Origin of the sequence: Oribacterium sp. oral taxon 078 str. F0263 (genome assembly GCF_000469565.1) — a bacterium.
Lineage (GTDB): Bacteria > Bacillota > Clostridia > Lachnospirales > Lachnospiraceae > Oribacterium.
The window spans coordinates 29,887-53,577 of record NZ_KI273128.1; the positions used below are offsets into that span (position 1 = coordinate 29,887).

Here is a 23,691-nt window from a genome sequence, read left to right on the forward strand (position 1 = left end):
AATCAGTTGATCCTGTCCTTCAGCGCCTTTCCGGCCTTGAACCTCGGTGCCTTGGATTCCGCGATCTTCATGGTCTCACCGGTCCTCGGGTTCCTTCCCTCTCTTGCGGCCCTCTTGGAAACCTCAAAGGTTCCAAAGCCGATCAGCTGAACCTTCTCGTCCTTCTCCAGGGACTCGGAAATCGAATCGAAGACAGCCTTCACTGCAGCCTCCGCATCCTTCTTGGAAAGCTCGGCTTTCTTAGCGACTGCTGCTACCAAATCCATTCTATTCATTATCATTTCCTCCATGGGTACCGCGGAACTGCTGCTTCTTCTGAAATCTCCGTCGGCATTTTCTTTCTTTGGGAACAGAGCTTCCCCTCTCCCTGCACGTTTGCATTATAGCTTTGGAGAAGCGGTCTGTCAACAAAGACAGGGGCTTTTATTCCCCTCCATGGAGAAGCGGAGAGAGCTGCTTATAGATCAGGAAGGTGATGAGCACATCGACCATCCCCTTCGCAAAGGTAAAGGGCAGATTGAAGATAAGAAGAGATTGGAAGATGCTCTTTACGGACGGAAGAATCGCCTGATAGGCGGCCAGAATCGTCTCTTTCGGCATGAAGTTATAGTAGACCGGATAGACCACATAGAGATTCGACGGCAGAGAGAAGAGCGCCATCGCCGCAGCTCCGCTGACGGAAGCGAAAATCGCCCCACGCTTCGTCTTATTCCGCTGATACAAAAATCCCGATACTCCTACAAAGACCGCGCCAAGCAAAAAGTTCGAGAGCTCTCCCACACCGAAGCTCCCGGAGCTTATGCCATGCAAAGCATTCTTGATGAACTCGATGAGGATCCCGTAGAGCGGCCCGAGGGCGAAAGCCCCGATGAGCGCCGGGAGATCCGAGAAGTCGAACTTGATAAAGCTTGGGATGAGAAGCGGGAGCGGAATTTCGATCAGCATGAGAAGATAGGCGATCGCGGATAAAATCCCCGCCGCTGTGACCCTCCTCGCGCTTTCCCTGCCCTTCATAAAATACTCGCTCTTTCGAATGCTGCTCTCTTCCTTCATAGGACCTTCTCCTTTCCGTTCCCGGCCGGAGGCCGGGAAATCCCCGCGCCCCGAGGCAGTCTCATCAGCGGACTGCCCCACAGGCGCATTTCACTTCGAGAAGCCTCTCCTTTCCGCAGAAAAGGTTCCGCAGAAAACGATACTCCGCTCCCCATTCTTCAGATCCTCGAAAAGGTCCTGTCCCAAAAAGGCAAACGCCCCGGGATTTCCCGGGGCGAAGACTTTAAAAAACATGAACTCTTCTTCCATCCAGACTATACTGTTGGTACCGGAGTCGCACCGGTTCAGCTGCTCTCGCAGGTCGCGGACTTTACCGCCAGTGGGGAATCGCACCCCGCCCTGAAGATAGTTTTATTGTAACGCAAAAAGCCGGAAAATGCAATTTGGCTTTTCTTTCTTTCCGACGGCATTGCTGAGAGAAGCGGCCGCGCGCAATGCCCCCGCCCTCCCGCCGGCTATATCCGAGACGTCTATAGCGCCATGTGATCGTCTCCCCGCCGGCTATATCCGAGGCGTCTTTGCCGCCGGGCGATTGTCCTCCCGCTGAGCGGAGCCGCATCATCCGCGCCGCCGGGCGCTCGTTCTCCCGCCGCTTGAATCCAGGGCCGCTCATTCCTCTTCTCCCAGCCCGCAGTCCAGGGAGAAGTACCAGGCGCCGTCCCAGTGAAAGCGAAGGTCCCGGAGAGAGAGTTTCTTCCCCTTCAGCATCCCGGACAGCTTCTCCATGAGGAGAGCCCGAAGCCTTTCCAGAAAATACTCTCTCGCCTCCGCCGCATTTTCCCCAAGATGATAGGGATCCACCCGCTCTCCCTCGCTCCGACACTTTTCCACGAAGTCTCTCAGCACATTGGCCTGGCAGAGCCAGTCCGCTGTGAGGGCTCTCCCGAGAAAGCAGTCCGACACCTCCTTTTGCCGTTTCATGCCGGAGAAGTCTCGATAATAGGCCGCGATGAGGAGCTGGGCGATCACCGTCCCGTTGCTGTTCTCCGCCGTGTTCCAGCCCGCGAAGGCGCTGATCCTGTCCTGAAGTCCCATCTTCACCATGAGATCCATGAAAAGATTGTCGGCTCCGTTCGCCATCGCGACATCAGAAAGCCCCACGGCCCTTTGATATCTTTTCTTATAATATTCAATATAGCGGAGAAGCTCCAGCGGGTTCATGCTGTTTCGGAAGCGAAGATCCGCCTTCTCCTGCTCCATGGCCTCAAGCTGTCCCGCGCCGGAGGCGTGAACGGCGAGCATACAGTCCGAATCCGAGGCCGCGTCGGCTGTAAGCGCTCCCGCGGACAGAAGCTGCCATCGGATGCTCTCCCCGAGAGCCCGGTCCTCGTATTTCGGAATCATGGCCGCAGCGCTGAGGGAGGAGAAGCGCAGATAGACAGACGGCGTCCAGCCGACCTCCAGATTAAAGATCCTCGCAAAGAGGACAGAGCCCGCTTCATCCGCACCCGGATAGATATAGGCCCGATCAAAAAGCCTCTCCTCCCGGAGCTTCTCCTGAATCAGCTTCTGGTCCGATGCCGCATAGCCGTACTCCGCCGTATCATCCTTCGGAATCGTGAGCGTATCGAAGACCCCGTCCCGGAGAAGGCATATGCTCCTTAGGTTCATCGAAAGATCCAGCTTCCTCCGGCGGAGGAAATCCTCCAGATATCGCTCCGGAATCTTCCCCTTCAGTAAGGGAAGCTCTGCCCTCTCCTCCTCCGCCGCCTCTCCTCTCTCCAGCTTATCCAGGAGATATCCATATCTCCAGATCAAATAGCCGTAGTCCGCCCAGTAATCCGGGTCCTCCTGGGCGCTGTTGTAGGCGGCGGCTCTTGCGACGAGATGAAGCGCATGGATCTTAAGACCCGGTGCCCTCCTTCTAAGCTCCGAAAAGCGCCGCATCCTCTCCTCACAGCTCTCCATCCCCTCCTCATGGATCCGGGAGCCGATCAGATTTCCGTAGAGGAGGGTGTCCACAGAGAGGATCGCATAGCTGCATTCCTCCGCGTGGAGGAAGATCCAGTCCCAGATCCTCTCCCGCTCCGCCGCCCTTTTCAAGCTGCCCATCAGAGCCCGCTCCGGGCGGAGGATGCTGAGACAGTCCGTCATCAGACTCAGCTGATAGGGAAAATCATAATTGCAGTCCCGATCGTCGAGGGGAACATATAATACTTTTTTCATCGCGCGCCTCTCCTTAGGCCCTGCTCCTTAAAGCTCCCTTTCCGAAATCCTCCTCAGCCCTTTAAACCGGAGGTGGAAATCCCATCCATCAGATATCTTTGGCAGAAAAGGAAGACCAGCAGAATCGGCAGCATAAAAAGCGCCGTCGCCGCCATCATTCCCGCCCAGTCCACTGTGTGCTCATTCATATAGGAATAAAGTCCCAGGGAAAGCGTGTAGTGATCGCTCCTGTTCGCATAGAGCAAGGGCCCCATAAAGTCGGAAAAGGTATACATGAAGCTGAAGATGGTGATGGTGGCAAGCCCCGGGCGGGAGAGCGGAAGGATCACGGAGCGAAAGATCCTGAGCCGCCCCGCGCCGTCGATCTCCGCAGCCTCCATCAGCTCATCGGGTATGGTCAGCATGAACTGGCGGAGGAGCACGATATAAAAGGGATAGCCGCAGAAGGCGGGGATGATGAGCGGCCAGAAGCTCCCGGTCAGATGCAGAAGCGTCCAGAGCCGATAGAGCGGGACCATCGTCACCGTATAGGGAATCATCATGCTGGAGAGAATGATGCCGAAGAAAAGCTCCCTTCCTCTCCAGCGGATCTTTGAGAGGGAAAAGGCGACCAGCGGTGTACTGAATAAGGTCCCGAGCACATTCATGCCGCTGACCCAGATCGTATTCGCGAAATATCTCCAGTAGGGGATCTGCGCGAAGACCTTCCGGAAGTTTTCGAATGCAAAATGCTCCGGCCAGAGTCCGCGCGAGCTGTCAAAGATCCTCTCATTCGTCTGAAAAGCGGAGGAGAGCATGATGAGAAGCGGGAAAAGAAAAATCACGGCCGCAAGCAGCACAAGAATCGTCGGAAACAGCCGGGAAAATCCCGCAGCAGACTTTTTAAGCATTCTGATCTCCTCCCCTATTTTTCGTCCACAAAGCGGCCGCCGATCCGGGTAAAGGCGACGCTGAACAAAAGCACAGCCAGAAAGAGAATCCAGGCCATCGCCGAGGCGGTCCCCATTTTCAGCCTGGAAAAGGCATTCTGAAAGAGATAGAGCGGATACATGAGAAGACTGTTCCCTCTCCCGGCTTCCGCGCCGCTGCTCAGATTGCCGGACTGCGCACTGCACAGGATATAGACCTGGGTGAAATACTGCGTGGCATTGATGATCGAAAGCACGATCTGGTAGAGAAGGACATGCGCGATCCCGGGGATTGTGACATAGCAAAACTGCCTCCACATTCCCGCCCCGTCCAAAGAGGCCGCCTCGTAGAGCTCCGCCGGAATATCCCCCATCGCCGCAAGGAGGATGACGATGGTCGCGCCGATCCCCCAGCTGCTCATGAGGACAAGAGCCGGAATCGCGGCCTTCGGATCCCCGAGCCAGTTCACACCCGGAATCCCAAACAGCTTCAGAAAACGGTTCAGATAACCGCTCAGGGGATCCAGTATGATGATCCAGACCATGGTGGAGGCCACGGCCGGAAAGATCGAGGGGAGGAAAAATACAGAGCGGAAGAAGCCCTTCCCGATCCTGAGAGGCTTTAAAAGAAGAGCGAGAAGCAGAGAAAGCGAGATGGAGACCGGCACAAAAAGCGCGGTATAGTACAGCGTATTCTGTATGCTCTTCCAAAAAAGCTTATCGTGGAAAAGGGAAGTATAATTCCTCATGCCGACAAATACCGGGGCCTTCACGGCGCTGAAATCCGTAAGGCTGTAGTAGGCCGACATCAGAATCGGATAGAGGCTGAAGCAGGCAAATCCGATCAGCCACGGAAGCAAAAAGAGGAGTCCCGCCCGCTCCGCTCTCTTCTCCCTTTTCCTCATAGCTCCCTCCTTCTCTCTTTCCTTTATCAAAGCAAAGACTCCCTCAAAGAATCAGCAGACAAATCCCCCGCATCCCTTCGCCGCACAATATCGGTATCCCCTGCCGCTGACAAAATCCACGGCGGGCTTTGCAAATCCTGCAAAGGTTTCGAAATGCGGCGAAAGAGGATGCATCAGATCCGGTCAGCGGGAGATCGCGTCCACGCTCTTCTTCATCTCCGAGAGAGCCTCCTCCGGGCTCCCTCCCAGGAGAACGGAGTCCACCGCGCTGTTGATCGCTGCACTGTACTCCTTTAAGAAGGGGGCGTTCGGCATCGTCACAAGCTCCGCATCGGAGAGAACCTCGCGGTAGACCTCATTCGTCCCCTCCATAAGATCCGGGTCCGTGAGAAGATCCCGCCTTGCGGGAAGCTGGACATTTTTTACGGCAAAGTCCTTCGCGCCCTCTCCAAGCGTCATGTATTTCAGGAAATCCCAGGCCCCGTCCTTGTTCTTCGCCGTGGACGGGATATAGAGATTCGAGGTCTCGAGATAGCTGTAATGCTTCTCCCCCTGGGAGGCATAGGACGGAATCATCGTGACTCCGAAGTCCAGTCCGGCGTCCTTTGCCATATCATAAAACCAGGGGCCGTCGATCCGAAGCGCCTGTTCTCCGGAGAGGAAAGGATCCTGCGCGGTGTTGAGCTTCGAATTTCCGGAGCTGATATAGCTGTTCACAGAGGATGCTCCGAATTCCTTCACATAATCCGAGAGGTAGTCCAGTGTCTTTCGGAAGCCTTCGTTATCCGGCGTGAGCTGATCCGGGGTTCCGAAATTCGTCCCGGCCGCATAGCTAAGACAAGGCCAGGCATAGCCCCCGGGGACAAAGGGTGCGCCGAGCTCCTTCAGCGTTCCGTTCTCGACCTTCGTGAGCTTTTTACTCATTTCCTGGAGCTCCTCCATGGTCTTTGGCGGCTCGGTATAGCCTCCCTCCTGAAGCAGCTTCTTATTATAATAGAGCGCCATGACATTCGAGCTGATCGGAAGAGCGTAGAGCTTCCCGTCGACCTCCTGCTGAGCGATCGCGCTGTCCAGGAAGAGCTTCCGGTCAAGCTTCTCCTTCTCGATATATTCCTCCAGCGGGAGCGCGATATTCTGCGCGGCATAGTTTGAGATATTGCTTCCGAAATCATCGGTGATATCCGGTCCGCTGCCCCCGGAGATCCCGGCGATCACCTTCTGCTGATCCGGGGTACTGAGTCCGACAACCTTGTAGCGGTCCTGACTCTTATTATAGCTGTCGATGATCTCCTCTATGCGCTTCCCCTCTTCTCCGCCCCAGAGATACCAGAAATTCACGACCTCCTGTCCGTCTCCCTTCCCGGCGTCCGCTGTCTTCTCCTCACCGCTCTCCTTCTCGGAAAGCTCTGTCTCCGCGCTCTTCGAAGCGCCGCAGGCCGAAAGAAGCGCTGCCGCCATGATTGCCGTCACCGATAAAAACAATCCTTTTTTCATAAATTCCTCCTTAATGCGAGCCTGAAGCTCTTTTCCATAAGCCGCTCCGCATCATTCTTCTTCCTCCTGACTATAAAACGACGAGATTCTATTTTCAAGATTTCCCGCGTTTTCTGAACTTTCTTTCCGAATCTCCTCCTACTTTGCATAATTATATCCTTTTCGAAGCCCGTATATTTGTATATTAAGCATGGATTTAGAAAATATTTTCCGAGCCATCCCCCACTGCTTTTGACACTTTCTCCCCTATGAAGTAAGATCCCGATGTCAGACCGTGCCCCGCAGCCGGGCCTTGGAAAGGAGTTCACATGCAAAAGAAGATCGCTGTAGTGACGGGAGCGTCATCCGGAATCGGGGAGGCCGCGGCAGAGCGGATCTCAAGGCTTGGCTTTCGGGTAATCGGAATCGGGCGGAGCTTTTCGGAGAAGGATCGAGGCTTCGAAGCGCTGTCCATGGATTTACTGGATTTTGGCCCGCTTCGGGAATTCCTGCGCTCTCTCCGAAGAGAGGGGGAAATTTCTCTTCTTGTGAATAACGCCGGAGTCGCGTATTATGGTCTTCAGGAGGAGCTTGGGGAGAAGGCGCTCCGGGAGCTCATCCGAACGGATCTCGAGCTTCCCATCCTGCTCACAGCGCTCTGCCTCCGCGAGCTCAAGAAAAATCGCGGGCAGCTCATCAATATCTCCTCCGTGACGGCGCGCTGCCCCGCTCCGCGGGCAGCGGCCTACGGAGCGGCGAAGGCCGGACTCCTCCGCTTTGGAGAAAGCATCTTTGAGGAGGGAAGGAAGGCCGGTCTCCGGGTGAGCACCATACTCCCGGACATGACGGAAAGCGGACTCTACCGAAACGCGGACTTTACGGTATCGGAAGAGCCTCTCGCCCGTTTGCTCCCGGAGGATGTCGCGGATGCCCTGGAATTCATCCTGACAAGGCGGGAGGGGGTCTGTATCTCAGAGCTTGTACTGAAGCCGCAGCTCAAGGGGATTCGGAAAAAGACAGGCTGATCTCTGCCGCACTGCCGCTTCACGGCTCTTGACAGCCGCCTTCCCCGGGCAGCGGCGCTTCACAGCACTTGTTGCTCGCCTTCCCCGGGCAGCCGCGTCCCACACGTTCAGGACAGCAGGCCCATTGGCGCACTCTTTGGGGGCGGCAGGCCCATCGGCGCGGGCTTTTCCCGGCCGCATCAGCATTTCCGCAACAATATCATTGACACCGTGACAGAATAGTGTTATCCTATCTGCGATGTTAGCACTCGATAGTGTCTATTGCTAACAGATTGTGGGGAGGACGAAGGTGAAGGAAGGCAGCAGAGCTTCCGGCACTTACAGAGCCCGGCGGCAGTCGGGTGATAGAGGGGATTTTCATATGAATATAAAGGATGCCGTAGACTGGCTGCAAAAACAGATTCAGAGAGACAGAAAGCTCGCAGCAAAGGAAAAGGCGCGTGTGGAAAAAAAGCGCGCGGCCTCAGCGGAGCGGAGCGGAGCCGACGCCGGCGAGGCCCCTGTTTCATCCCCCCGGACCGATCCCACAGATCCTACGAGGTCTCTCCGCCCTGAGGGCGGGGCCCTCCCTTCCGCAGAAGCCGGAGAGGCTCTGCCGGAGGAGGAAAAGAAAGAAGGAGCAGGAGGATATCAAATGACAGCGATACCAATCTATAATGTAATGGTCCTGCCGCATTCCTATATCTATTTTCAGACCCAGAACTTCCGGAGTCTGGCGGGAAACGAGGTCCAGCAGGGGGACCATATTTTACTTTTGATTTTGAAGGAGGAGACCGGGAGGGATCAGATCCGTCCCGACAGCTTCTATCCGATCGCCGTGGAGGGAAGTGTCACGGAGATCAACGCGGAGGGCTATCTCGTCGTCCGCACCGGAAACCGGGCCAGGGTCGAGGAGGTCCATGTGGACGAGGAGGCCCGCATTACGGTTCGGACCTCCAGCCTATACGATGTCGACGATCTGGACAGGGAGGACTCCCGCAAAAGGCTTCTGGAGATCAAGGCGGAGCTGAAAGAGCTCGCATCCCGCTTCCGCGGCGGAAATGTGATGCAGACCATGATCGATCAGTATTCCACGATCCAGGAGGTGGCGGCGATCCTCTCCCCCTGGCTCAGCATCTCGAATGAGGAGCGCTATGCGGTGCTCCGGGAGGACCGACTCTCCGTCCGCTTCCAGATGCTGGAAAAGATCATCTACGAATACGCGGAGGTGACAAAGGTCACGACGGATGCCAGAGAGCAGCAGCAGGAGGACTACCAGAAGGTCTACCGCGAGCAGGCCCTTCAGAAGCAGATCGACTATCTTCAGAAGGAGCTGGATGAGATGCACCCGGAGAAGGTCTCCGATCTTAGGAAGCTGGAGCTGAAGATCGGAGAATCGGGCATGAACGAGACCGCAAGGCGGGAGTGCGAGAAGGTCTTAAACCGTCTGAAGCAGGAGGGCATGAACGGACAGGAGGCCGGGATGCTCTATGACTATCTCGACTTCATGACAAGCCTCTCCTGGAAAAAGGAGGAGCCGAAGGAAATCGCCCTCGATCAGGCGGAAAAGGTCCTGGATGAGGACCACTTCGGCCTGAAAAAGGTCAAGGAGAGAATCATACAGCAGATCGCCGTGATGAATCTGAAGAAGCAGCAGTCCGGCTCCATCCTCCTCTTTGTGGGCGCACCCGGAACCGGGAAGACCAGCATCGGAAAGTCCATCGCGAAGGCTCTGGGGAGGAAGTATGCCCGCGTCAGCCTGGGCGGAGTGAGAGATGAGGCGGATATCCGGGGGCACCGCAGGACCTATATCGGTGCCATGGCGGGGAGGATCATGGACGGCATCCAGAAGGCAGCCGTCTCCAATCCCGTGATGGTTCTGGACGAGGTGGACAAGCTCTCCAGCTCCTACAACGGAGACCCCGCTTCCGCCCTTTTGGAGGTCCTGGACCCGGAGCAGAACAACAGCTTCACCGATCACTATATGAATGTCCCCTATGACCTCTCCGACGTGCTCTTCATCTGCACGGCGAACAGCGTGGACACCATCCCGTCTCCGCTCCTAAACCGCATGGAGCTGATCCAGTTCCAGGGCTATACGCCCACGGAGAAGTTTGAAATCGCAAAGCGGCACCTCCTGCCGAAGGCGCTCTCCTCGGTCGGTCTTACGGAGGAGAATGTGGAGCTCACGGAGGATGCCCTTCGGACCATCATATCCGACTACACCAGAGAGGGCGGTGTCCGAGGACTCAAAAAGAGGATGGACACACTCTGCCGCATCGCCGCGGTCCGCTCCGTGCGGGGCCAGGGCGAAAAGATCCGGGTGGAGAAATCCGAGCTCCGGGACTTTCTGGACATGCACCCTCTGAACCACCGCGAGGTAAAGGACGAGGGAAAGCCCGGCGTCGTGACCGGACTCGCCTGGACCGCCGTCGGAGGAGAGATCCTCTACGTCGAAACTCTCCCCACAAAGGGAGACGGCAAGATCACCATCACCGGACAGCTCGGCGATGTCATGAAGGAGTCCGCGCAGATCGCAGTGAGCCTCGTAAAATCCATGTTTCCGGACAGGATCTCCGTCTTTAAGGAGAATGATATCCATATCCATGTGCCGGACGGCTCCACGCCGAAGGACGGCCCCTCCGCCGGCATCACACTGACGACCGCGATTGCGAGCCTCGTGACCGGGCACGCCGTCACACCCAGAATCGCGATGACCGGAGAGGTCTCCCTCGAGGGGGATGTGAATCCGATCGGAGGACTGCCGGAGAAGCTCATGGCCGCCCAGCGCGCCGGTGTCCGGAAGGTCCTGCTCCCAAAGGATAATGTGGACGACCTCCGGGATGTTCCGGAGGAGGTAAGGGAGAAGCTGGAGATCGTCCCTGTCGAGACCGTTGAGGAGGTTTTAAAGCTCACGGGAATTAAGAGCGCGGCCGCAGCGCAGGCCTGATTCTGATGAAATTCTGATAAAATCCAAAAGCCGGGCCGGAGAAATCTCCGGCCCGGTTTTTTCGGACTGCCGTTTGAAATTGCAGCTTAAGATCAGGATTCCGGAAAAGTTTTCACTTCATTTCCGAAAAAAAAACGTTTCCACTGTTCCCCCTTCCTCCTTCCTATGTTATACTTATAGTGTTTTGCTATAGATTGAACCGGCTCCCTCGTGCTCTCACAGCTTCTGTGCGGACGCGATGCGCTGCCGGATCTTTAAACAGGAATCGCCGCAGGATTTACAGAGCTCAGTGCATCGGAAGACGGGACGTAAGAGAGAGGAGACGGAGAATCCCAAAGGAAGGCGGCGCGAGGGGAAGCGTTATGGAAAAAAAGGGAAACAGTCTTCTGGAGACCAGGCGAAAAAACCGTGTTCTGATTAAAAATTCCATCTTCAGAAACCGGAATATCACAAGGACAGAGATCGCGGAGAGGCTCTGCCTCACCAAGGCCACCATCACGACAAGCGTCAATGAGCTTCTGAGGGAGGGGATCCTGGAGGAGCTCCCCCTATCCCGGGAGGCCCTCGTCGGCTCCTATGGGAGAAAGCCCGTTTCCCTCGCCTTTCGCGCGGAAGCGGGGACTGCGGTCGGCATTGAGCTCGGGGCCTATCAATCCCGGGGTGTTCTCATGGATATGAAGGGCAGAGTCCTGAAGGAGCGCTCCGCGGGTCCCGCAAATCCCTCCTATGAGCACATGTTCCGCGAGCTGAGGGAAATGATCCAATACCTCCTCCCCGAGGAGAGGCAGCGTTTCCTGGGAATCGGCGTCGGCCTCCCCGGCTTTATCGACAATGAAAAGGGCGTGATTCTCCGCTCACCGAAGGCCCGCTGGAGCGGGCGGGCCCTCGCGAGAGAGCTCTATAAGGTCTTCCGCGAGCCGGTCCATATCGATAACCACGTCCGGCTCCGCGCCATCGGGCAGGATATGATCATGCGGGACAGGGGCATCGCCTCCTTCGCCTACTTCTTTCTGTCCAGAGATGTCTCCTGTCCGATGATCGTACAGAATGAGAGTCTGTCCGGCTCCAGCTGCGGCGCCGGAGCGCTCGGAAAAGTCCTGCTCTCCGTCGACCATGAGAGCGGTGTCTGCCGCTCCGTCGATGAGCTTGCGAGCGAGCGGGCACTCTTCGAGCGCTGCCAAAAGCTCCTGCTGGAGGGAAGGGCGCCGGAGCTGCAAAAGGTTCTCGAGCAGGAGGGAAAGCTCTCCATTGATCTCCTTCTCGCCATGGAGGAGGCGGGGGATGAAATCATCCGTGGCTGCTTCCGGGAGACTCTGAGATATGCCGGGGCCGCCCTCGCAAATGTAGTGAATCTCTTAAATCCCGAGCTCGTGGTCGTGGACGCGAGCATTCTGCAAAATGCGATGAACCGGGGAATCCTTCTGGAGGAGTCCAAAAAGTATTTCTACAGCCTGAACAAAGGGGTCCGCCTGCTCTTTGTCCCCTTCCATAAAAACCGCGGCGCGGTCGGCGCGGCCTACAGCGTGATCCAGAGAAACTTCCTGGACCGCTGAGGAGGGGCCCGCAGAGCTCTTTTCGTAATATAATCTGCCGCCGGGCGCAGGCATTTCTCGAGGAAAAGAGCCTCCCGGCCCCGCCGAATGTATGATAATTTTATAAGAAAAAAGGAGGGGGGAGACGCTTTCGCGCCTCTCCCCTCTTTTGAGGATAGTCCGGGACCGGCCAAGACCGGCCCCAGGAGCAGCCACAGAGCACGGCACTCAGCTCTTCAGCGGCCGTTTCCTGCTGTGCCTGTCGATAATCGCCTGCTGCTCCTTTGTGAGCTTAATTTCATGGTCCTTCCCGTCCAGCTCCTTGTGTCCGACGTGATCACAGTGCCCCGCATGGGCGTAGCTGCAATAGGCACAGGAGCCGTACTTCTTATGCTCCCGCCGAAGACTCAGAATGACATAAAGCACAATGAGCAGTATGATCGCTCCCACAATGAAATTTCCCATGAAATGCTCCTTTCTCTCCGGTCAGAGGCCGGAGTTTTTTGCATCCTCCGCCTAGGCCCTGGCAGCGGTCGCTCTCTCTACCGCGGTCTCCGCCGAGCCGCTGAGCGCTGTCGCTTCCTTGTAGGGCCGGAAGAGCCCCCAGATGCCGAGCCCGATCAGTGCGAGCGCGACGATCGTGAAGACATTAAAGCTCACGACTCCTGCGATCAGGCCGCCGATCTGGTAGATGACAAGGGATACGCAATAGGCCAGACTGCATTCCCAGGCGATGGCAAAGAGCGTCCACTTTCCGTTGTTCATCTCTCTCCGAATCGCTCCGATCGCCGCAAAGCAGGGAGCGCAGAGAAGGTTAAAGGCAAGGAAGCTGTAGCCCGCGATGCCGTTTCCAAAGTACTCATGCACCTGCTGCCAGATCTGGTCTCCGTTTTCCGCAAGCTCCTCCGCACCGCTGTAATGGAAGAGGGTGCCGAAGGTACCGACGATATTCTCCTTCGCGATGAGGCCGGTGACTGCCGCGACGACGGCCTTCCACTTCCCCCAGCCAAGAGGAGCAAAGAGCCAGGCGATCCCGTTTCCGATCACAGCGAGGATACTGTTGTCCATATCATCCTCTCCCAGAAGCTGAAGCTGGAAATTGAAGCGGGAGAGGAACCAGACGAGGATCGTCGCGAGCAGGATGACGGTACCCGCCTTCTTGACGAAGGACATGGCGCGCTCCCAGACGCTCTTTAAGACGTCGATCACTCTGGGAAGATGATAGGCGGGGAGCTCCATGACAAAGGGGGCCGGCTCCCCGGCGAACATCTTCGTCTTCTTTAAGACGATTCCGGAAAAGACGATCGCGGCAATCCCGAGGAAGTAGGCCGACCAGCCGATCCAGGCGGAATTGTTGAAGATCGCTCCCGCTATGATGCCGATGATCGGGAGCTTCGCGGAGCAGGGGATGAAGGTCGTCGTCATGATCGTCATCCTCCGGTCTCTCTCATTCTCCACCGTGCGGGAGGCCATGACGCCCGGGACACCGCAGCCGGAGCCGATCAGCATCGGGATGAAGGACTTCCCGGAGAGACCGAACTTCCGAAAGATCCTGTCCATGATGAAGGCGATGCGGGCCATATAGCCGCAGCCCTCCAAAAAGGCGAGGAAGAGGAAGAAGGTGATCATCTGCGGCAGGAAGCCGATGACGGCGCCAAGACCTGCGACGATACCATCCAATACCAGACCCGAGAGGACCTCTCCCGTTCCGAGTGCCTCCAGTCCCGCAGAGACAAGCCCCGGGATGGAGGGAAGATCTATGAGGCCGAAGAAGCTCCAGGGATCCGAGCCGAAGAGCACATCGTTCACCCAGTCCGTCATCGCCGTACCGACGGTCTGGATGGAGACATAGTAGACGACGAACATGATGAGCGCAAAGATCGGAATCGCGAGGAAACGGTTCGTGACGATCTCATCGATCTTGTCGGAGGTGCTCAGTCCGTTCCTTTTCTTCTTTTTATAGGCGGCGGAGATGATGCTCTGAATGTAGCTGTAGCGCTCATTCGTGATGATGGACTCCGCATCATCGTCCTCCTTCTTCTCGACCTCCGCGATCAGGGACTCGATATTGACGCTCTTTCCGGGCTCCTTCATCTCGTTTCGGATCTTGTCATCCCGTTCAAAGAGCTTCACCGCGAAGAAGCGCTGCTGCTTCTCCGGAACGGAGGAGCTGATCTTGTCCTCGATCTCCTGGATCGCCTCCGCGACATCGGGCTTGAATTTGTGCACGACCTCGGTGCCCTCACCGCTCTTCGCCACCCGGACAGCGAGCTCCGCCGCCTCCTTCACGCCCTTTCCGCGGAGCGCGGAGATGCTCACGACCTTGCAGCCCATCGCCTTCTCGAGCTCCTTCAGGTTGATGACATCGCCGCTCTTTTCGACGACATCCATCATATTGATCGCCATGACGACGGGGATCCCGAGCTCCTTCAGCTGCGTGGAAAGATAGAGATTTCTCTCGAGATTGGTTCCGTCAACGATATTCAGGATCGCATCCGGCCTTGTGTTGATGAGGTAGTTTCTCGCCACCACCTCCTCCAGTGTATAGGGAGAGAGGGAATAGATGCCGGGGAGATCCGCGATGGTCACGTCACTGTGCCCCTTGAGCTTCCCCTCCTTCTTCTCCACGGTGACGCCCGGCCAGTTTCCGACGTATTGATTGGATCCGGTCAGCTGATTGAAAAGTGTCGTCTTGCCGGCGTTGGGATTCCCCGCCAGCGCGATCGTGATTGCCATAACTATGCCTCCTTACTTCAACTCTATCTGTACCATCTCCGCGTCGCTCTTCCGGACAGAGAGCTCATAGCCTCTGACCGTGATCTCCACGGGGTCGCCGAGCGGCGCGACCTTCCGGACGTAGAGCTCCGCCCCCTTCGTGATCCCCATATCCATGATCCTTCTCTTCACGGCGCCCTCTCCCGTGAGCTTCGTCACTACCGCCGTCTGCCCCGGGCGCATCTCCCTCAATGTCATATTCCCCTCCTTCACTCACCACTCCTAAACCATAATGCGGTTCGCCATTTCCTTGCTGATCGCAACACGCGCTTCCTTTACCTTGACGATCACATTGCCCGCCGAGGTGGAAATGACAGTCACCTCCCCGCCGACCACGAAGCCCAGATCGCTCAGATGCTGTCTCACCTCGCTGCTTCCGCCGATCTTCTGGATCGTCTGGGCCGTCCCTGTCCCTGCCAATGTCAATGGCACCATCTCCGCCTCCTTACCGCCAGCCGTCAATTCGGCCAGCATAATTGTAGCCTTGCCTAACTGCCAGAATAAATTAGCATCGTCTAACCTAAAAGTCAATGATTTAATTGCATTTCTCCAAAAAAATAGTAAACTATCTTTAATCCCCGGAGAGGACAAGATCTGCCGCCCCGGTATTTATTGTGAGCATGGATCCTGCGCGCGGCCCGGAGTTTCGTCGAAGCGGAAAGAAAAGGATGAGGCGGCGGAGACAAAAGAGAAAAGCGGGGAAAAGGACAGCGGAGAGAAAAAGAGGATGGGAAATGAAAGCATACGAAACACATGAGTCGGAGGAAAATTATCTGGAGAGCATCCTGATGCTCTCCATCGATCATCGAAATGTGAGGGCGATCGATATCGCGAATATGCTGGGCTTTTCGAAGCCCAGCGTGAGCGTCGCCCTGAAGCGCCTCCGGGAGGAGGGAAAGGTGGAGGTCGATGAGAGAGGCTTCCTGAGCCTGACCGAGACGGGCCTTAAGATCGCGCAGTCTACCTATGAGAAGCATCTCGTTCTGACCGATGTTCTGGTGGCGCTCGGGGTCAATGCCTACACGGCCTCCCAGGACGCCTGCCGGATCGAACACGTGCTGAGCCCGGAATCCTTCTCAAAGATCAAGGAATACTATCACGCCCACTGCAAGGTGGAGCCGAAGGTCTGAGAAAATTTGTCCCTACCCGCATAGCGGGTGGTTTTTTGCTTCGCAATGCTTCCCTTGCTTTGCAAACGAAGCTCCTGCTCAGCAGGCTAAAGCCAAAAGCTGCAAATGAAGAAGCTCCTCCATCTGCCCGAAAGCGGGCGGATGGAGGAGCTCTTTCATTTCGCTGAAAGGTCCTGCTGACAGAAGCTTCCTTCACGAAAATGTCAGCAGGACCTTCCGATATACCTTCTGTCCCACAGCGCGCGGGACTTATCTTCCCAAACGCGTCGTAAGACGGGCTATGCACAAACAGACAAAGCGGCTCTTCGGAAGGGGAGCTCCGTCAGCGATACCGGAGTCAGGCGGCGGTTCCCGCTTTCAGCAGTCTCCCCTTCTCCTCCTCTCTCTTCTCCCGCTCCAGCTCCTCCTCGGGGAGAAGCTTCGTCATGCTCTTCATCCCGATCGCGATCGTAGAGACATTGTGGAAGAGCGCGGAGCTTGCGGGCGGAAGGATGCTTGCTACGCCAAGTCCGATGAGGAGCGCGTTGAAGCCGATGATGAAGTGATAATTCTCCTGAATTCTCTCCATCAGGCGCATGCTCAGCTTCCGGAGAACGACGAGCTCATAGAGATCCCCCTCCGATATCGTGATGTCCGCGACCTCCTTTGCGATGGCCGCCCCGGCGCTGATCGCGACCCCCGCGTCCGCCTCGGAGAGGGCCGGTGAATCATTGATTCCGTCTCCCGTCATGATGACCTTCCGTCCGGCCTCGTGCTCCCTCCGGATAAAGGCCGCCTTTTCCTCCGGAAGAACCTCCGCAAAATACTCGTCGACTCCGACCAGCTTTGCGACAGCCGCCGCGGTCCGCCGGCTGTCTCCGGTCATCATCACCACCTTGTCGATGCCGAGCTTCCTCAGCTCCCGTATCACCGCGGGACCCTCCTCGCGGAGCGGATCGGAGATCAGGATGACGGCGGCCAGCTTCCCCTCCACCGCGAGATAAAGATGGGAGAAGTGCTCCGGGAGATTCCGGAATTTCTCCTCATCCCCCTCCGGGATCAGGCAGTGCTCATCCTCGAAGATGAAGTGATAGCTTCCGATAAAGACGCGCTTTCCTTCATAGATACTGGAAATGCCGTGCGCGACCACATACTCCACCTTTGAGTGGCGCTCCTCGTGGCGGAGCTTCCGCTTCTTTGCCTCCTTCACGACGGCGTTCGCCATGGAGTGCGGGTAGTGCTCCTCCAGGCAGGCCGCCATCCGGAGCATCTCGTTCGGATCCTCTCCTCCGAAGGTGATGATATCCACCACCTGGGGGGAGGCGTGGGTCAGAGTCCCGGTCTTATCGAAGACGATGGTCTTCGCGTCGGAGACGGCCTCCATGAACTTCCCTCCCTTGATGGAGATCCGGTATTTCCCGGCCTCCCGCATTGCGGAGAGGACGGCGACCGGCATGGAAAGCTTCAGGGCGCAGGAGAAGTCCACCATCAAAAAGGCGAGGGCCTTTACCGGGTTCCGGGTGAGGAGATAGGTGAGCACCGCCCCTCCCAGGCTGTAGGGTACGAGCTTATCCGCAAGATGGGAGGCTCTGTCCTCCGTCTCCGACTTTAGCTTCTCGGACTCCTCAATCATGCGGACGATCCGGTCATAGCGCCCGGAGCCGGCCTCCTGCTCCACCAGGATCCGGCATTCCCCCTCTTCGACGACCGTGCCCGCGTAGACCATGCCGCCGACCGTCTTCCGGACCGGCATGGACTCCCCTGTCATGGAGGCCTGATTTACCATCGCCTCCCCCGCGGAGAGCTTCCCGTCGAGAGGGATCATATTTCCCGTGCGGACCACGATTTCCGAGCCGGTCTTCACCTCATTGATCGGAAGGAGGAGCTCCTGCCCGTTCACGACGACCCAGACCTTGTCCACATTTAAAGACATGGTGCGGGCCAGATCATCCACGGATTTTTTGTGCGTCCACTCCTCCAGCGTCTCTCCGATCGAGAGCAGGAACATGACGGAGGAAGCGGTGCCGAAATCCCCCCGGAGCATCGAGCTTGTGATCGCGACGGCATCCAGGAGCGGAACCTCGATCTTTCCCCGGAGAAGGCAGCCTATGCCCCGGAGAAGGAAGGGGACGGACTTAATGAGTGAGAGCGCGATCTTAAGGGGCGCAGGATAAAAGAGGACATTGATGACCCGCTCCGCAATAGCCCGGGCAAGCCTGTCCTCATAGCCTCGATTTAAAGCCCGCCCCGTGCGCTCCGGGACGAGGGACTCATTCCCCTCATAGCGAAACCGTGCCAGAGCGCGGACGATTCCGCTCCGCTCTCCGCGGTACAAAATGACGGCATCCCCGGTCCTGTCATAGACCTTCACCTCTCTGACATCTTGAAGTCTACGGAGATAGTACTCCAAAATGTCGGCTTCTCGGAGGCTCATGCGGGGGCGCATCACATGGACGCGGAGCCGCCCGGGGGATTCATGTAAAATCTGACATTTCATGCTCTTCCTTTTCTCTCCTTTTCTCTCTCGAAGGCCCTCTTCCGCCTAGGCGGCAGAGGGCGGACTCATCGGGCATTTCTCGGGACAAAGGAAGAGGGAGGCGAAATGCTCCGCCCCCCTGTCCCCTTGAAGTCCTCTCAGACCTCCTTCGCATCGTCCTCGATCGCCTTCTCATCCTCGATAACGGCGGCGGCCTTTTCCTCTGCGCGCTTCTCATTGATGCGCTTTGCATCCTCCAGGATATCGCTGGCATTCTCCCGGACGCAGCTATGGACCTTCATGACACAGTCCTGCGCCCTCAGAGCAGCGGCAGTCGCCTCTGTATAGACCTTCTTTGCGTCATCGCTGGAGAGAATCTTCAGCCCAGCGGTTCCAAAGAGGACGCCGCCCGCGAACAGACCAAGCTTTTTCCAATCACAGAAAAACATATTTTGCCTCCCTTATTACTATCCTATCCTCTGCGTTTTCTCCGCAGTAGTCTCTTTCCTATCCTCAACGTAGGTCATTGTAAACGCTGTCAGCCCGCAAAGTCAATACTAACAGTCCGATAGAAGCTTCTAATCTTTTCCCCGCTCTCTCCTTCCGAGGAGGCGCATGGAGTTCAGGATGCAGATGACCGCGACCCCGACATCCGAGAAGACGGCGGCCCACATATTGGCGAAGCCCAGGGCACTGAGAAGCAGGATGCAGATCTTTACGATCAGGGCGAAGGCGATATTCTGCACGGCAATCCGAATGACGCGCCTTGCGATCCGGATGACATCCGGGAGCCTCCCGATATCATCATCCATGATGACGACATCCGCGGCCTCGATCGCAGCGTCCGATCCCATGGCCCCCATGGCGATCCCGACATCGGCACGGGAGAGTACCGGAGCGTCGTTGATGCCGTCCCCGATGAAGGCGAGCACCCCCTTCCTGCCCTTTTCCCTCTCCTCCGAGAGCAAAAGCTCCAGCTTCTCGACCTTTCCCTCCGGGAGAAGCTCCGCGTAGACCTTGTCGGCCCCGAGCTCCCCCGCGACGGCCTCCCCGACGCTCTCTTTGTCCCCGGTGAGCAGGACAAAGCGCTCGACGCCCTCCTTCTTCAGCGCGGCAACGGCCTCCTTCGCCCCCTTCTTCAGCCTGTCCCTTATGAGGATCGCGCCGAGACAGCGCCCGTCCAGGGCGACATAGCTGATCGTAGCGGCCCGGTCCTCCGCCCTTTGATACGAAATCCCACAGCTCTCCATCAGCTTCTCATTTCCGAGCAGGATGACTCTCCCGTTCACCCGGCTTCGTATCCCAAGTCCGGACAGATTCTCTGTCTCCGAAATTCCGCCCTCCGAAGGATCCTGTCCCCCGAAGAGCCTTCGGTACTCCTCCCGGATGGACTTCGCGATCGGATGCGTGGAGAGCCCCTCGGCGAGAGCCGCCTGAAAAAGGAGCTCTCTTTCCTCTGTTCCGGGCGAGGGAAGCAGCTCCGCGACCTCGAAATTCCCCTCGGTGAGAGTCCCCGTCTTGTCTGAGACCACGACCTTCAGCTTCGCGAGAAGCTCCAGATAGTTCGATCCCTTGACGAGGACGCCGGAAGAGGAGGCAGCGCCGATCCCGCCGAAGAAGGCGAGGGGCACGGAGATCACAAGCGCACAGGGACAGGATACGACAAGGAAGGTACAGGCCCGATAGAGGAAGGAAAGCGGCGGGTGCAGGGCAAAGACCGTCGGTTCCGTAAGCCCCAGCCTTACGGCAAGAAGGAGGAAAAGCGGAGGGAGGACAGCGAGCATAAGTGCGAGGCAGACGACGATCGGCGTATAGACTCTCGCAAATCTCGTGATGAAATTCTCTGTCCGGGACTTCTTCTCCGAGGCCTCCTCCACGAGAGAGAGAATGCGGGAGACCGTCGAATCCTCAAAGACCTTCACCGCCTCGATGCGGAGCGATCCCTCCCCGTTGATGCAGCCGGAAATAATGGGATCTCCGCTTCGGACAGAGCGGGGCACGGATTCCCCGGTGAGCGCCGCCGTATTGATCCGGCTCTCCCCGGATATCACGAGGCCGTCGACCGGCACTTTCTCCCCGGGCCGGATCAGAAGGATATCTCCGATCGAGACCTCCTCGGGATCGACGGTCTCGACGCTTCCGTCGGGGCGCTCCACATTGGCGGATTCCGGGGCGATCTCCATGAGCGCGGAGATTGAGCGCCGGGTCCTCCCGAGCGCATAGCTCTGAAACCACTCCCCTACCTGGTAAAAGAGCATAACGGCGACTGCCTCGGCATTCTCTCCGGAGAGAAAGGCTCCGATCGTCGCGAGCGTCATCAGAAAGCACTCATCAAAAGGGCGGCGGTTTCTGATGCCGGATACCGCGTCCCGCAGGACAGAAAATCCGCAGAAAAGATAGGGGATCAGGAAGCAAAGAAAGCTCAGAAAGCGATTCTCAAAGACCGCGGGAAGCGCCCCGCCTTTATCCAGCAGCAGCATAATGAAAAATACCGCGAGGGAGAACAAGATCCTCCTCCCCCTCTTCTTCAGCTTCTCATCCATCCGATCCTTACCTCCGCCCTGTTCCGATCTTCTGCCTGATTTTATAAAAGCACCGAAAAGCCCGCTTCGATCCTTCTTCCGGTCTCGATGGCCTTCCCGAGAAGCTCCTCAAAGCGCTCATCCTCCGTCTCCAAAGTGAACTTCTGCATCAGGAAATTGACCTTCACATCCTTCACTCCATCCAGCTTCCGGATCGCATCCTCGACTTTCCTTGCGCAGTTTGCGCAGTCGATCTCACAGCGAAATTTCTTTCTCATCTCTCCCTCCTCATTCCTCAATGTGCTCAATTCCCATGGCGATGATGGTCTTCACATGCTCATCCGCAAGGGAATAGATCATGGCCTTCCCGCTTCGCCTCGCATTGATGAGCTTCGAAACCCTAAGGATCTTCAGCTGGTGGGAGACCGCGGACTGGTTCATCTCAAGGTCCTCGCAGATCTCCGTCACATTTTTCTCTCCGTTGATAAGATCATAGAGAATCCGGACTCTCGTGGAATCCCCGAAGACCTTGAAAAGCTCCGCAAGATCAGAGAGCTCCTCCTCCGGAATGTCTCGGATAATATGCTCAATACTTCTTCCGCTTCTCATCAGCATCTCTCCTCCCCACTGTACCGGCCTCTCCTCATCGGAGTCCTCCTTGATCATCGTATCAACATATGATTATATTATCATATGTTTTAGAAAAGTCAAGCCGAATCGGAGCGAGAGCGTCCTGGGCCGGGCGGACAAAGGGCAGAAAAGGCGGAGAAAGCATTTTTTATGCTCTCTCCGCCCCTTCGCAGTCTTCTCTCTTTCTGTTTTCTCTTTCCCCGGTCCTCGCCCGCCCTACAGCAGGGACGCGATGCAGCTCTCAACTTCCTTCATATCCGCGGTCGGCTCGAAGCGGGCGACGACATTTCCCTTCCTGTCCACGATAAACTTCGTGAAATTCCACTTGATCTCCGGATTATGCTCATAGTCCTTGTCGATCCCCGAGAGAATCTCCTTCAGCTTATCCGTGATGGGACCATCCTGAAAGCCCCGGAAGCCCTGCTGCGACTTCAGATAGCCATAGAGCGGAAGTGCATCTTTCCCGTTGACATCGGACTTCTTCATCTGCGGAAACTGCGTGTTGAAGTGAAGCGTGCAAAACTCGTGAATCTCCTCATCCGTTCCGGGCGCCTGGCCGTAGAACTGATTGCACGGAATGTCGATGATCTCGAGTCCCTTATCGTGATATTTCTCATAGAGCGCCTCGATATCCTTATACTGCGGCGTAAAGCCGCAGCCGGTCGCCGTATTCACGACCATGACGACCTTTCCCTCGTAATTCCTGAGCGGAAGCTCCTCATTCTTCGCATTCCTGATCGTATAGTCATAAAATCCCATCTTATCCTCGCTTTCCTTCGGAAACTGTCCCGGCCTCTCTCTGTCCGGATGCGGAGGGGAGAGGCCCCGTCAGTCAGATTATTTGATTGCTTGCAATTTTATTTTATCAAATATTTTTCCGCTGTCAAGCGCTTTCGAAGAAAGAGGGGAGAGAGCTAGAGCCCGAAATACTGCTTAAGCCCCAGTACCACGCCGTCCATGAGCTTTCCCTGCACCGCCGGAGAATGGTCCGACGCGCGGTCTCCGATCTCCAGATCAATGGAGGGGATCGTGGAATAGGAGGTCTGGGTCAGGTCCATATTCATATTGCCCGCTCCGAAGATCTTGCCCCCGGCCTGCCGGATTCCCCCGATGACGGCCTTTCCCAGGGCATTGTGCTCCTGCCAGTGAGAGGCGACCGGTTCCATCCTCCGATAGGTCCCCACCTCCGGGACGCTCATAAAGAAGGCGCCCTTGTCGGAATCCGTGGAATCATAGTGGATCGCGATATGCACATTCGCATACTGGTTTGCGAGGCAGGTGCGGGCGATGTTGTCGAGCTGGATATCGTCACCCTCCCGAATCATAAGGACATTAAAGCCCGCGGCGAGGAGCTTATCCCGGAGGAGAAGGGCGGCCGTCAGATTCGCCTTGGCCTCCGTCGTGCCGTCCTTCAGCGTCGTCCCATAGGAGACCGCCGTCGCAGTGGTGGACCCCGCCGAGGTCGAGCCTCCTGTCACCTTGGCCGTCCCGTCCGGATGGCAGAGTGTCCGCACATCGGAGCCGCCCTTTGTGCCGTGACCCGCGTTGACACAGATCGTCTTTCCATTGGATACGGAGGCATCCGCCTTATAGAGAAGCGCGCTCCCGCTGTGGATCTTGGAGTTTGCGGCGAGAGGCCATGACGGATCGAAGGAGAGGCTCTGCGCGGCCTGTCCCGCGCTTCCGGCCGCATCGGCCGCGGAAGCGGAGCTCTCCGACTGCTTTGCGCTAAGGTAACGGCTTGCGATATAGCTCTCCTTTCCATCTACGAGGATGCGGCTCCATTCCTTGCTGTAGCCGGTCCGCCGGAAGCTCTGCCCCTTTTGTGCAGTCCCCTGCAGTGCGCCCCCCTTTCCCGGACTCTTTCGGATATTGATATTGCTCCCCGTGACATAGACGGTTTCATCCACATTCTGAAACTCAATCTTCGAAGAGAGCGTCTCCGCGGCGGGCTGAGTCTCTCCGACCGTAATCAGCTTCGCGCCGTTTGAGAGGACGCCGCTCTCCGTCTCCTCCGATCCGACACTCCCCCCCGCGCTTTCAGAAGCCGCGCTCTCCGCCGAAGCGGCGTCCGAGCTGAGCTCCGCCCTCTCCTGGCCCCGGCACGCCGAAAGCGACAGCGCAAAAAGCAGGAGCAACATCCATTTCTTTCTCTTCATCTTCCCTTCTCTCCTCCCCGGTCAGCCGC

General features: G+C 57.1%; 21 protein-coding genes and 1 riboswitch. Of the genes, 4 read left to right on the top strand and 17 right to left on the bottom strand.

Going from position 1 to position 23,691, the window contains the following annotated elements:
* Positions 1 to 2: 2 nt before the first annotated feature.
* The 6 genes from HMPREF1986_RS09930 to HMPREF1986_RS09960 form a co-directional block, all read right to left on the bottom strand.
* Complete coding sequence (locus tag HMPREF1986_RS09930; RefSeq protein WP_256377462.1) at positions 3 to 353, bottom strand: HU family DNA-binding protein; 351 nt, start codon at positions 351 to 353, stop codon at positions 3 to 5.
* Between the two features lie 70 nt (positions 354 to 423).
* Positions 424 to 1,053: an ECF transporter S component gene (locus HMPREF1986_RS09935; protein ID WP_330365155.1), complete on the bottom strand. Its 630-nt coding sequence runs from the start codon at positions 1,051 to 1,053 to the stop codon at positions 424 to 426.
* 233 nt (positions 1,054 to 1,286) lie between these two features.
* Positions 1,287 to 1,404: riboswitch (FMN riboswitch) on the bottom strand.
* Positions 1,405 to 1,662: 258 nt separating this feature from the next.
* Entirely contained in the window at positions 1,663 to 3,219 is a 1,557-nt protein-coding gene (locus tag HMPREF1986_RS09945) for a DUF4127 family protein (protein ID WP_021774713.1), read from the bottom strand.
* A 53-nt stretch (positions 3,220 to 3,272) separates the two neighbouring features.
* Positions 3,273 to 4,109: a carbohydrate ABC transporter permease gene (locus HMPREF1986_RS09950; RefSeq protein WP_021774714.1), complete on the bottom strand. Its 837-nt coding sequence runs from the start codon at positions 4,107 to 4,109 to the stop codon at positions 3,273 to 3,275.
* Between the two features lie 14 nt (positions 4,110 to 4,123).
* Entirely contained in the window at positions 4,124 to 5,032 is a 909-nt protein-coding gene (locus tag HMPREF1986_RS09955; RefSeq protein WP_036600225.1) for a carbohydrate ABC transporter permease, read from the bottom strand.
* 183 nt (positions 5,033 to 5,215) lie between these two features.
* On the bottom strand, positions 5,216 to 6,526 hold the full coding sequence (locus tag HMPREF1986_RS09960; protein WP_021774717.1) for an ABC transporter substrate-binding protein: 1,311 nt from the start codon (positions 6,524 to 6,526) through the stop codon (positions 5,216 to 5,218).
* A 308-nt stretch (positions 6,527 to 6,834) separates the two neighbouring features.
* On the opposite strand from HMPREF1986_RS09960, the gene HMPREF1986_RS09965 reads away from it, so the two are divergent.
* The 3 genes from HMPREF1986_RS09965 (at position 6,835) to HMPREF1986_RS09975 (ending at position 12,012) form a co-directional block, all read left to right on the top strand.
* Positions 6,835 to 7,530: an SDR family oxidoreductase gene (locus HMPREF1986_RS09965; protein WP_021774719.1), complete on the top strand. Its 696-nt coding sequence runs from the start codon at positions 6,835 to 6,837 to the stop codon at positions 7,528 to 7,530.
* Positions 7,531 to 8,164: 634 nt separating this feature from the next.
* The gene (gene lon, locus HMPREF1986_RS09970) at positions 8,165 to 10,459 is read left to right on the top strand and encodes an endopeptidase La (protein WP_242837376.1); all 2,295 of its coding nucleotides are present in this window, start codon (positions 8,165 to 8,167) and stop codon (positions 10,457 to 10,459) included.
* 362 nt (positions 10,460 to 10,821) lie between these two features.
* Positions 10,822 to 12,012: an ROK family transcriptional regulator gene (locus tag HMPREF1986_RS09975; protein ID WP_021774721.1), complete on the top strand. Its 1,191-nt coding sequence runs from the start codon at positions 10,822 to 10,824 to the stop codon at positions 12,010 to 12,012.
* A gap of 207 nt (positions 12,013 to 12,219) precedes the next feature.
* Here HMPREF1986_RS09975 and HMPREF1986_RS09980 read toward each other — a convergent pair whose 3' ends face one another.
* Genes HMPREF1986_RS09980 through HMPREF1986_RS09995 form a run of 4 tightly spaced genes read right to left on the bottom strand, consistent with a single transcriptional unit; the run spans position 12,220 to position 15,201 of the window.
* A complete protein-coding gene (locus HMPREF1986_RS09980; RefSeq protein ID WP_021774722.1) occupies positions 12,220 to 12,456 on the bottom strand; it encodes a FeoB-associated Cys-rich membrane protein in 237 nt (78 codons plus the stop codon).
* Positions 12,457 to 12,507: 51 nt separating this feature from the next.
* Positions 12,508 to 14,727: a ferrous iron transport protein B gene (feoB, locus tag HMPREF1986_RS09985; RefSeq protein ID WP_009215847.1), complete on the bottom strand. Its 2,220-nt coding sequence runs from the start codon at positions 14,725 to 14,727 to the stop codon at positions 12,508 to 12,510.
* A 12-nt stretch (positions 14,728 to 14,739) separates the two neighbouring features.
* On the bottom strand, positions 14,740 to 14,964 hold the full coding sequence (locus HMPREF1986_RS09990) for a FeoA family protein (protein ID WP_036600228.1): 225 nt from the start codon (positions 14,962 to 14,964) through the stop codon (positions 14,740 to 14,742).
* Between the two features lie 24 nt (positions 14,965 to 14,988).
* Positions 14,989 to 15,201 (bottom strand): FeoA family protein, encoded by a 213-nt coding sequence (locus tag HMPREF1986_RS09995; RefSeq protein WP_036600271.1) that lies wholly within the window; start codon positions 15,199 to 15,201, stop codon positions 14,989 to 14,991.
* Positions 15,202 to 15,500: 299 nt separating this feature from the next.
* Here HMPREF1986_RS09995 and HMPREF1986_RS10000 point away from each other — a divergent pair, with 299 nt between their 5' ends.
* Positions 15,501 to 15,896 (top strand): metal-dependent transcriptional regulator, encoded by a 396-nt coding sequence (locus tag HMPREF1986_RS10000; protein ID WP_036600274.1) that lies wholly within the window; start codon positions 15,501 to 15,503, stop codon positions 15,894 to 15,896.
* 337 nt (positions 15,897 to 16,233) lie between these two features.
* Here the strand turns inward: HMPREF1986_RS10000 and HMPREF1986_RS10005 are convergent, their stop codons facing one another.
* The 7 genes from HMPREF1986_RS10005 to HMPREF1986_RS10035 form a co-directional block, all read right to left on the bottom strand.
* On the bottom strand, positions 16,234 to 18,372 hold the full coding sequence (locus HMPREF1986_RS10005; protein ID WP_036600229.1) for a heavy metal translocating P-type ATPase: 2,139 nt from the start codon (positions 18,370 to 18,372) through the stop codon (positions 16,234 to 16,236).
* Between the two features lie 137 nt (positions 18,373 to 18,509).
* Positions 18,510 to 18,800, bottom strand: coding sequence for a DUF6110 family protein (locus HMPREF1986_RS10010; protein WP_009215852.1), 291 nt, complete (start codon positions 18,798 to 18,800; stop codon positions 18,510 to 18,512).
* Between the two features lie 129 nt (positions 18,801 to 18,929).
* A complete protein-coding gene (locus HMPREF1986_RS10015; protein WP_021774727.1) occupies positions 18,930 to 20,894 on the bottom strand; it encodes a heavy metal translocating P-type ATPase in 1,965 nt (654 codons plus the stop codon).
* 41 nt (positions 20,895 to 20,935) lie between these two features.
* Complete coding sequence (locus tag HMPREF1986_RS10020; protein WP_036600232.1) at positions 20,936 to 21,151, bottom strand: heavy-metal-associated domain-containing protein; 216 nt, start codon at positions 21,149 to 21,151, stop codon at positions 20,936 to 20,938.
* Between the two features lie 10 nt (positions 21,152 to 21,161).
* Complete coding sequence (locus tag HMPREF1986_RS10025) at positions 21,162 to 21,482, bottom strand: ArsR/SmtB family transcription factor (protein ID WP_155812779.1); 321 nt, start codon at positions 21,480 to 21,482, stop codon at positions 21,162 to 21,164.
* A gap of 237 nt (positions 21,483 to 21,719) precedes the next feature.
* The gene (locus tag HMPREF1986_RS10030; protein WP_021774729.1) at positions 21,720 to 22,262 is read right to left on the bottom strand and encodes a glutathione peroxidase; all 543 of its coding nucleotides are present in this window, start codon (positions 22,260 to 22,262) and stop codon (positions 21,720 to 21,722) included.
* Between the two features lie 155 nt (positions 22,263 to 22,417).
* Complete coding sequence (locus HMPREF1986_RS10035; protein ID WP_021774730.1) at positions 22,418 to 23,662, bottom strand: N-acetylmuramoyl-L-alanine amidase; 1,245 nt, start codon at positions 23,660 to 23,662, stop codon at positions 22,418 to 22,420.
* Positions 23,663 to 23,691 lie beyond the last annotated feature (29 nt).

Excerpts from the sequence above, each read along its gene's own strand:
- HMPREF1986_RS09935 (WP_330365155.1), bottom strand. The coding sequence starts at position 1,053 with ATGAAGGAAGAGAGCAGCATTCGAAAGAGCGAGTATTTTATGAAGGGC.
- HMPREF1986_RS09945 (WP_021774713.1), bottom strand. The coding sequence starts at position 3,219 with ATGAAAAAAGTATTATATGTTCCCCTCGACGATCGGGACTGCAATTAT.
- HMPREF1986_RS09950 (WP_021774714.1), bottom strand. The coding sequence starts at position 4,109 with ATGCTTAAAAAGTCTGCTGCGGGATTTTCCCGGCTGTTTCCGACGATT.
- HMPREF1986_RS09955 (WP_036600225.1), bottom strand. The coding sequence starts at position 5,032 with ATGAGGAAAAGGGAGAAGAGAGCGGAGCGGGCGGGACTCCTCTTTTTG.
- HMPREF1986_RS09960 (WP_021774717.1), bottom strand. The coding sequence starts at position 6,526 with ATGAAAAAAGGATTGTTTTTATCGGTGACGGCAATCATGGCGGCAGCG.
- HMPREF1986_RS09965 (WP_021774719.1), top strand. The coding sequence starts at position 6,835 with ATGCAAAAGAAGATCGCTGTAGTGACGGGAGCGTCATCCGGAATCGGG.
- lon (WP_242837376.1), top strand. The coding sequence starts at position 8,165 with ATGACAGCGATACCAATCTATAATGTAATGGTCCTGCCGCATTCCTAT.
- HMPREF1986_RS09975 (WP_021774721.1), top strand. The coding sequence starts at position 10,822 with ATGGAAAAAAAGGGAAACAGTCTTCTGGAGACCAGGCGAAAAAACCGT.
- HMPREF1986_RS09980 (WP_021774722.1), bottom strand. The coding sequence starts at position 12,456 with ATGGGAAATTTCATTGTGGGAGCGATCATACTGCTCATTGTGCTTTAT.
- feoB (WP_009215847.1), bottom strand. The coding sequence starts at position 14,727 with ATGGCAATCACGATCGCGCTGGCGGGGAATCCCAACGCCGGCAAGACG.
- HMPREF1986_RS09990 (WP_036600228.1), bottom strand. The coding sequence starts at position 14,964 with ATGACATTGAGGGAGATGCGCCCGGGGCAGACGGCGGTAGTGACGAAG.
- HMPREF1986_RS09995 (WP_036600271.1), bottom strand. The coding sequence starts at position 15,201 with ATGGTGCCATTGACATTGGCAGGGACAGGGACGGCCCAGACGATCCAG.
- HMPREF1986_RS10000 (WP_036600274.1), top strand. The coding sequence starts at position 15,501 with ATGAAAGCATACGAAACACATGAGTCGGAGGAAAATTATCTGGAGAGC.
- HMPREF1986_RS10005 (WP_036600229.1), bottom strand. The coding sequence starts at position 18,372 with ATGAAATGTCAGATTTTACATGAATCCCCCGGGCGGCTCCGCGTCCAT.
- HMPREF1986_RS10010 (WP_009215852.1), bottom strand. The coding sequence starts at position 18,800 with ATGTTTTTCTGTGATTGGAAAAAGCTTGGTCTGTTCGCGGGCGGCGTC.
- HMPREF1986_RS10015 (WP_021774727.1), bottom strand. The coding sequence starts at position 20,894 with ATGGATGAGAAGCTGAAGAAGAGGGGGAGGAGGATCTTGTTCTCCCTC.
- HMPREF1986_RS10020 (WP_036600232.1), bottom strand. The coding sequence starts at position 21,151 with ATGAGAAAGAAATTTCGCTGTGAGATCGACTGCGCAAACTGCGCAAGG.
- HMPREF1986_RS10025 (WP_155812779.1), bottom strand. The coding sequence starts at position 21,482 with ATGAGAAGCGGAAGAAGTATTGAGCATATTATCCGAGACATTCCGGAG.
- HMPREF1986_RS10030 (WP_021774729.1), bottom strand. The coding sequence starts at position 22,262 with ATGGGATTTTATGACTATACGATCAGGAATGCGAAGAATGAGGAGCTT.
- HMPREF1986_RS10035 (WP_021774730.1), bottom strand. The coding sequence starts at position 23,662 with ATGAAGAGAAAGAAATGGATGTTGCTCCTGCTTTTTGCGCTGTCGCTT.